Source organism: Enterobacter sp. 301B (assembly GCF_003850715.1).
GTDB lineage: Bacteria > Pseudomonadota > Gammaproteobacteria > Enterobacterales > Enterobacteriaceae > Enterobacter > Enterobacter intestinihominis.
The window spans coordinates 1-6,110 of the sequence record NZ_PQTC01000054.1 but is presented as its reverse complement, the minus strand read 5'-3'; the positions used below and the strand labels follow the sequence as shown (position 1 = coordinate 6,110).

General features: G+C 55.8%; 6 protein-coding genes and 1 pseudogene. 1 reads left to right on the top strand and 6 read right to left on the bottom strand.

What is annotated here, in order from left to right; translation table 11 throughout:
• Positions 1–71 (top strand): hypothetical protein (locus tag C3451_RS24710; protein ID WP_223349232.1); only part of this gene is annotated, 71 nt, incomplete at its 5' end.
• Between the two features lie 110 nt (positions 72–181).
• Here C3451_RS24710 and mrkF read toward each other — a convergent pair.
• The 6 genes and pseudogenes from mrkF to C3451_RS23900 form a co-directional block, all read right to left on the bottom strand.
• Positions 182–817, bottom strand: coding sequence for a type 3 fimbria minor subunit MrkF (mrkF, locus tag C3451_RS23925; protein WP_000677445.1), 636 nt, complete (start codon positions 815–817; stop codon positions 182–184).
• A gap of 13 nt (positions 818–830) precedes the next feature.
• Positions 831–1,826, bottom strand: coding sequence for a type 3 fimbria adhesin subunit MrkD (gene mrkD / locus C3451_RS23920; protein WP_063924012.1), 996 nt, complete (start codon positions 1,824–1,826; stop codon positions 831–833).
• Positions 1,817–4,303: a type 3 fimbria usher protein MrkC gene (mrkC, locus tag C3451_RS23915; protein ID WP_000813718.1), complete on the bottom strand. Its 2,487-nt coding sequence runs from the start codon at positions 4,301–4,303 to the stop codon at positions 1,817–1,819. The genes mrkD and mrkC overlap by 10 nt, the downstream gene beginning before the upstream one ends.
• An 11-nt stretch (positions 4,304–4,314) precedes the next feature.
• Positions 4,315–5,016 carry a type 3 fimbria chaperone MrkB gene (mrkB, locus tag C3451_RS23910; RefSeq protein ID WP_000820818.1) on the bottom strand — a complete coding sequence of 234 codons (702 nt, stop codon included), beginning with the start codon at positions 5,014–5,016 and terminating at the stop codon, positions 4,315–4,317.
• Positions 5,017–5,111: 95 nt separating this feature from the next.
• Positions 5,112–5,720 (bottom strand): type 3 fimbria major subunit MrkA, encoded by a 609-nt coding sequence (gene mrkA / locus C3451_RS23905; RefSeq protein ID WP_002916128.1) that lies wholly within the window; start codon positions 5,718–5,720, stop codon positions 5,112–5,114.
• Between the two features lie 125 nt (positions 5,721–5,845).
• Positions 5,846–5,983: pseudogene (locus C3451_RS23900) on the bottom strand (integrase core domain-containing protein); the annotation flags it as partial.
• Positions 5,984–6,110: the final 127 nt, after the last annotated feature.

Genomic DNA, 6,110 nt, shown 5'->3' with positions numbered 1-6,110 from the left:
CTATGGCCCTGGTACGAGCGCTGAACAAAATGACGAAAGCAGGTATGCCTGAAAGCGTGCGTATTGCCTGAAAACACAACCCGCTACGGGGGAGACTTACCCGAAATCTGATTTATTCAACAAAGCCCCGATGATATTGCCATGTAAAAAAAGCCGGGAATTCCCGGCTTTTTAACGTCACTTAATTATAAACTAATTCCCACGTTGCCCAGCTGGTAATCGGCCCGCTGGTGGCGCTTTTCGGCGTTGGCGAAACATAGCCAACGTAATAGGTGAACAGGCCGCCGCTGACCGCGCTTTCCTGCAAACGCACCTGATTTTGCTGCGGGTCCGCCGGGACAATTTTATTACTCTTATCCAGCGTATTATTATCGTTAGTCGATAGGGCCAGATAAATATTCTGCGCTCCATCCGGCAAGGTATTGGCCAGATACCCGGCGTTTTCGTTACCGACCGCCGTCAGTAAAAAACCATCGACCCAGCGCACGCTGACCCGACGCACCTCATCCTGCGAGGCTGCCCCACCATCATGGCGCAGCTGGCAGTTTGACAGTGCCAGGGTAAACGGCTGCGGTTTCATAAACGCCCCGGCACCGCGATCGTGGACTTCCGCCAGGCTGACCGGCGCCAGCCAGACATTACCGCTGCCGGCATGCTGGCCGCCGTTTAGCGCGATGCTACAGGAAATATCCGTCACCCGCCCGGCAAAATCGACCCGTCCGCGATCGTAATTGGTCTCAAAACCCCACGCCGAGGGGGCGGCGAGGCTGCCGCAAAATAGCAGCCACGCGATAGTGTTTTTCGGCAATCCCTTCATTCCCCCTCCCGTATTAATCGTACGTCAGGTTAAAGATCATATGCGACTCCACCTCGCCGGTGCTGGTCGTCGGGCCATACTGATAAAAACGCGCGTGCAGCGGTATGGTGATGTAGCGGGTCTCCTGATTATTCAAGCGGACGACGGTGTATTTCTTATTAAACTGCAGCGGGGAGCCATCCTTCAGCACCTGGATGCCAATGCCTTTCGCCATCCCGCTGCCGGCTTTTTCATTCAGCAAGGCGCCCATGGTAGCGGTAGTGCTGGTGGCCAGGGTACCGGAGAACGAGGTGCTAATGTTGGCATATCCCGTTTCACTTAGGCCGCCGCTGCACTGCAGGTCGATATTAAAATCCTTCCCGCCGGCGGTGGTGCCGACCCCTTTCAGGTCGGTGCGCCGGATGGAACCCACATCGACATTCATATTTTTCCCGCTCAGCACTGAACAGGAGGGCGAGACCACGGTGATGGCGTTGGCGCTCAGATAGGTTTCGAGGATCGGGTTACTGCCGCTCTCCCAGTCGTAGGAGGTGTACTTACCCGCCGCCAGGGTGCCGCTGCCGGTGGTTGCCGCGGTTTTGATAATCTCCAGCGTAAAGCGCGACCCTTCGAGGGAATAGTTGGTGGTGTTATATACCTGGGACGAAAAGACGTCGGGATAGACGATATTTACCGTTGCGCCGCCGCGGCTGAAACGCATGCCGATTCCCGGCACGTTGGTGGAGTAGATTTTATTTCCAAGGTCCGTGGCCCCTGGCGACACGATCTTCGCCGCAAAGCGGTTGGTGCCGGAAGTACAGCGATAGCTTGCCCCGCCGGGAGCGCTCATCGTCCAGTCGCGGGTAAGGATCACCGAGCCCACCGGCAGATCCGAGGGCACCACCACCCTGCCCACCACCATGTCCAGCATCACCGTTGGCGATGAGAGACGCGTACAGGAGGCCCAGGACGAGGTGGTTCCCAGCGCCATTAAGACGATAAAAAGCGTTAGTAATTTCCTCAGCGACATACGCTATCCTTTGTTGTTTGCTGTCCCAGATCCACCGAACACTGCCCGCCGCTCCACTTCACAATCGCGCGTTTGGCGTTCGCATCGCTGATAAACATCATGCTGCCCTGGCCGACAACGCCGATCTCCTTGCCGTCGGGGGAGAAAATACTTGCCGCAAACGGCAACGGCTCGTGGTTCGCCTGGCGCGCCTGCAGGGTGAGGTTGTTCTGCACCTTAGTGCCGAACGCGACCTTAACCACGCTGCCTTCCCACGGCACAACCTGCGCCACGGTGCGATCGAAGGCCACGTCGTCATGGCTGCCTTTCGGGTCGATTTCCACGGCGTTAATCCGGTACGGGCGCAGATACGGCAGGATGGCGTAACCATTGCTGTCCACACGGGTGCCCGGCGATCCCGGAAGCATCGCCCCGGCCGCGTCTTTGGCTTCAATCAGGGCCATCGTCGAGCCGCTTTCCGGTGAGAGCACCACGCCGCCGCTGTGGGCGATCATCGTCCCGCTGGCGCCAATGCCGCTCTGACGATAGCCTTCGCCCTGGCTGTAGCTGCCGTTGAGGGTGGTCCATGGCGTACGGTAGCTGCCGTTGAGCGCCACATCATGCTGACCGCCGGTGGCGGTGGTGGTCGACACGCCGTAGTTAAGGTTGTTTTCACTGTCCAGCGAACCGTTGATACCAATCTGCGAGCTGGCAAAGCGCGAGTTATTGAACGAGGTGTTCGACGTCAGGTTGGCGGTGCGGTTATCGCCAAACCACAGCGGGTAGCTGAAGTTGAGTGAAATACGATCGTCGCGACGATGACCGGAGCTGTCTGGCGTATAGACGCGCTGCGCGCTCGCCGACCAGGAGAGACGACCAAATGAATTGTTGTAGCTGACCTGATACTGCTTCTCGGTCCCGGAGCGGTTCCAGTAATCGGAGATACGGCCGCTGAGATAAAACCCGCCCCAGCCGTCCGGCAGGTTCTGGTTCACCGTGAAGGTCATGCCGTTTTTTTGCCGCCACAGGGTGTAGTTGCTGCGACTATTTTTTTCCTGATCGACGGCGTACAGCGCGTCGTTGAGGTTGTAATAACCTTTCGTCGAGTAGCGATACGCCGCCAACACGATGCTGGTCTGGGTATCGGTAAACATGCGGTTAAAGGTCGCGCGATAGCTCTGACCCGAGTCATCATGGGCATCGCTCTTCAACCGCGAATGGGTGACGTCAAAAGAGAGCGCGCCGATGCCGGTGTTCATCCCTGTCCCCACCAGGAAGGCCTGATAGTCGTCAAAACCGGTGACCCCGGTGTAGCCGGTCAACAGATTGTTGATCCCGTGCTGCCAGGTCGCCTGATAGAGCATCGGCTTGTTGCGCAGCGCGCTGTCGTCCACTTTACCGGCGGAGAGCGCGTAGCGGGTCATTCCCGGACGCAGCAGCTGGGCGACGGAAGCGTAAGGCACGCTAAACACTTCTACCGAGCCATCCGCTTCTTTCACCGAGACCTCAAGATCGCTGCCATAGCCGGAAGGATAGACATCCTGCAGGGTAAACGGTCCGGGCGGAACGGTGGTCTGATAGATAATATTGCTGCCCTGGCGCACGGTGACGAGGGCGTTGCTCTGCGCCACGCCGCGAATTTCCGGAGCATACGAGCGCATGCCGTCCGGGAACATATTGTCATCGGTGGAAAGATTAACCCCGCGCAGACCGATAGTGTCGAAAAATTCACCATTGGTGAAAATCTGCCCGCCGCTGACGATGGAGTTGAGCTGTGGGATAGGGCGCTGGAGATAGGTCTGGTTGCTGTTCCAGTGCGCTTTACCCTGCTGCTGCTGCCAGTTCAGGTTGCCGATGTGCTTCAGCAGCCAGCCGTCCCACGACAGACCGGCGTTGACGCCCAGATAGGCGCTGCTGTTATCCGACCCGCCTACCGAAGAGGTATGGCTGTTCCAGGCGTTCGCCATCCAGCCAAGATTGAGCGCGGTAATACCTTTGTCCCAGAACTCCGGGCTGACATAGTTTTTCAGGCGTTGATCTTCATAGATCTGCGGTACCGAAATGTTCAACCGCAGGGAGGACTGGACCAGGTTGTCTTTGACGTTTTCTTCGTTGCGCCAGGATTTGAGGCTACCGCAGTAGCCCTCCTGCTCGCTCAGCTGCGGATTGAGCTTTTCCGCCGCGATGCCATATTGGGCCAGCATCGCTTTGGTGTAGCAGACGCCCAGCCGACCATCTTTATCGCGCGCGATGCGTAAATCGTAGCGCCCTTTCCACTCGTCGTTGGTGTAGACGTCAAGGGAGTAAGTGCCTTCGGTAATCGCGCTGGTCGAAAAGCGCGACAGATCGACCTTTTCGCGACTGCCGACAATAAAGCCGTCGTTAAACTGATATACCGTTCCCGGGTTTTCCTGTCCGCTGGAAAATGGCGGAAAGCAGCACAGCGCGATGGCGATCGCGGTGCTTAATCTTCCCGGGCAGAATGACCTCTGCTTCATTAGCTTTTCCCTTATTTAACGGCCACTTTCACTGCGACATCGGCGCCATAGTCATTAATGTTGTTAACGGTCAGGGTTTCGCCGCGGTTGACGGCGGAGGAGAGCGCCACCGTCTGGCTGGACTGCGGCGCCAGCATCACGGTTTTACTGTTCAGGGCTTTACCGCCGTCGCGGGAAATACGGCTGACGGTAATGTAGAACGGCGTCGGGTTGTTGATGGCGAGACTACTGCCGCTGGCGGTCAGGGTCAGCTTCTCGGCCGCCGCATCGCGGTTGCCCAGTCCGGCAGGACGATAAATAAATTTAAAGCGCGAACGGATCGCCAGCTGCAGCACGTTCTGGCCTTCATTTTTCTGATTGGCCACCACCGGCGGAATTTCCAGCAGATTCAGCCACCACAGCGTCTCTTTATCTTTCGCCAGACCGGCGCTGCTACCGAGCTTAATACGCAGCGTCTGGCCGCTCTTGGCGTCAACGCGCGAAATCGGCGGGGTGATAATAAACGGGGTGGTAATGGTATCCGGTGTGGCATCGGCATCGCCGTTATCCAGCCAGGCCTGCGCCAGCGCCGGACGGTCGGCGTTATTTGAAAGCTGTACCGTTATTTCTTTTTCATTTCCTGGATAAATAAAGCGGGTACCGTTAACAATAATATTGTTGGCATGGGCCGCAAAACTAAAAATGAAACAGAAAAAAAGGGCAATACGCTTCATGCTGACCTCAGAATAAAAATACAAGCGGCGGACATTGCCGCTTTATTATTGTTATTAACTGCCCCATCGCGGGGCAGTTTTATTTTCTGACGGAATTACTGGTAAGTAATTTCGTAAGTCGCGTAGCTGTTAACCACACCGGTGGTTACCGTGGTCGGCGCGCTGGTGGCGTAGCCTACGTAGTAGGTGAAACGCGCGCCATCAGCTACAGCGGAAGCGTCGCCTTTCGCTTTCGGCTGAGTGCTGTCACCCGGGATGATTTTGTTGGTCAGCGCGGTAGCGTTGTCAGTAGACAGCACCAGCTGGATGTTCTGAGCACCGGAAGCTTCGGTGTTCGCCAGGTAGCCCTGTTGTTTGCTGGTTGCGCCAGCCAGCAGGTTACCGCCGGTCCAGTTCACGCCCAGTTTGCTTACGTCATCCTGTTTAGTGCCATCAGCAGCCTGGCAGTTAGAGACGTCAATGGTGAAAGATTTCGGTTTCAGGTAAGTATCCGCTGCTGCCGCTTTAACTTCAGTCAGGGTTACCGGAGACAGGTAAACGTTCGCATCGCTGCCCTGGCCGTTAACGGAAACAGTACAGGATACATCGGTAACTTTACCGAAGAAATTAACCTGGCCGCCGCCAACAGTGGTATCAGCTGCATGGGCAGCAGTCATGCCAAAAAACGCGGTTGCCATTGCTGCAGAAAGAAGAACCTTTTTCATTGCCATTTCCTTGTCAGAGTGAATTACGAATCAATGAGCACACTGTGAATTCGCATAGAACCAGAAACATCAGGCGATGCTGATTTATGCCACTGTTAACGAAAAAGACTTTAGTAGATTGGCCCCTATATTTCCATACACTTTTTATCACTTAACCCATGACTGGTTCGTCGCCGCAGATATCCCAGTGCACTATGCGGATGCCATTCGTTATAATGTTCAAAGGCTTCCGCAAGGTTTTTTACCGCTGTTAACCCGTCAGGGGCTTTGTTAATGGAATGGTCGCCTCCCATCTCTTGTGCCACAGTGGGACGATAAATCGTCACTCATTGAACGGAGCGCTGCTATCATGAACGTTAAAACTATTGGAATCGATTTGGCAAAAAACGT

Bases quoted from the DNA above. Each gene is read 5' to 3' on its own strand.
- mrkC (WP_000813718.1), bottom strand. From the start codon at position 4,303: ATGAAGCAGAGGTCATTCTGCCCGGGAAGATTAAGCACCGCGATCGCC.
- mrkB (WP_000820818.1), bottom strand. From the start codon at position 5,016: ATGAAGCGTATTGCCCTTTTTTTCTGTTTCATTTTTAGTTTTGCGGCC.
- mrkA (WP_002916128.1), bottom strand. From the start codon at position 5,720: ATGAAAAAGGTTCTTCTTTCTGCAGCAATGGCAACCGCGTTTTTTGGC.
- mrkF (WP_000677445.1), bottom strand. From the start codon at position 817: ATGAAGGGATTGCCGAAAAACACTATCGCGTGGCTGCTATTTTGCGGC.
- mrkD (WP_063924012.1), bottom strand. From the start codon at position 1,826: ATGTCGCTGAGGAAATTACTAACGCTTTTTATCGTCTTAATGGCGCTG.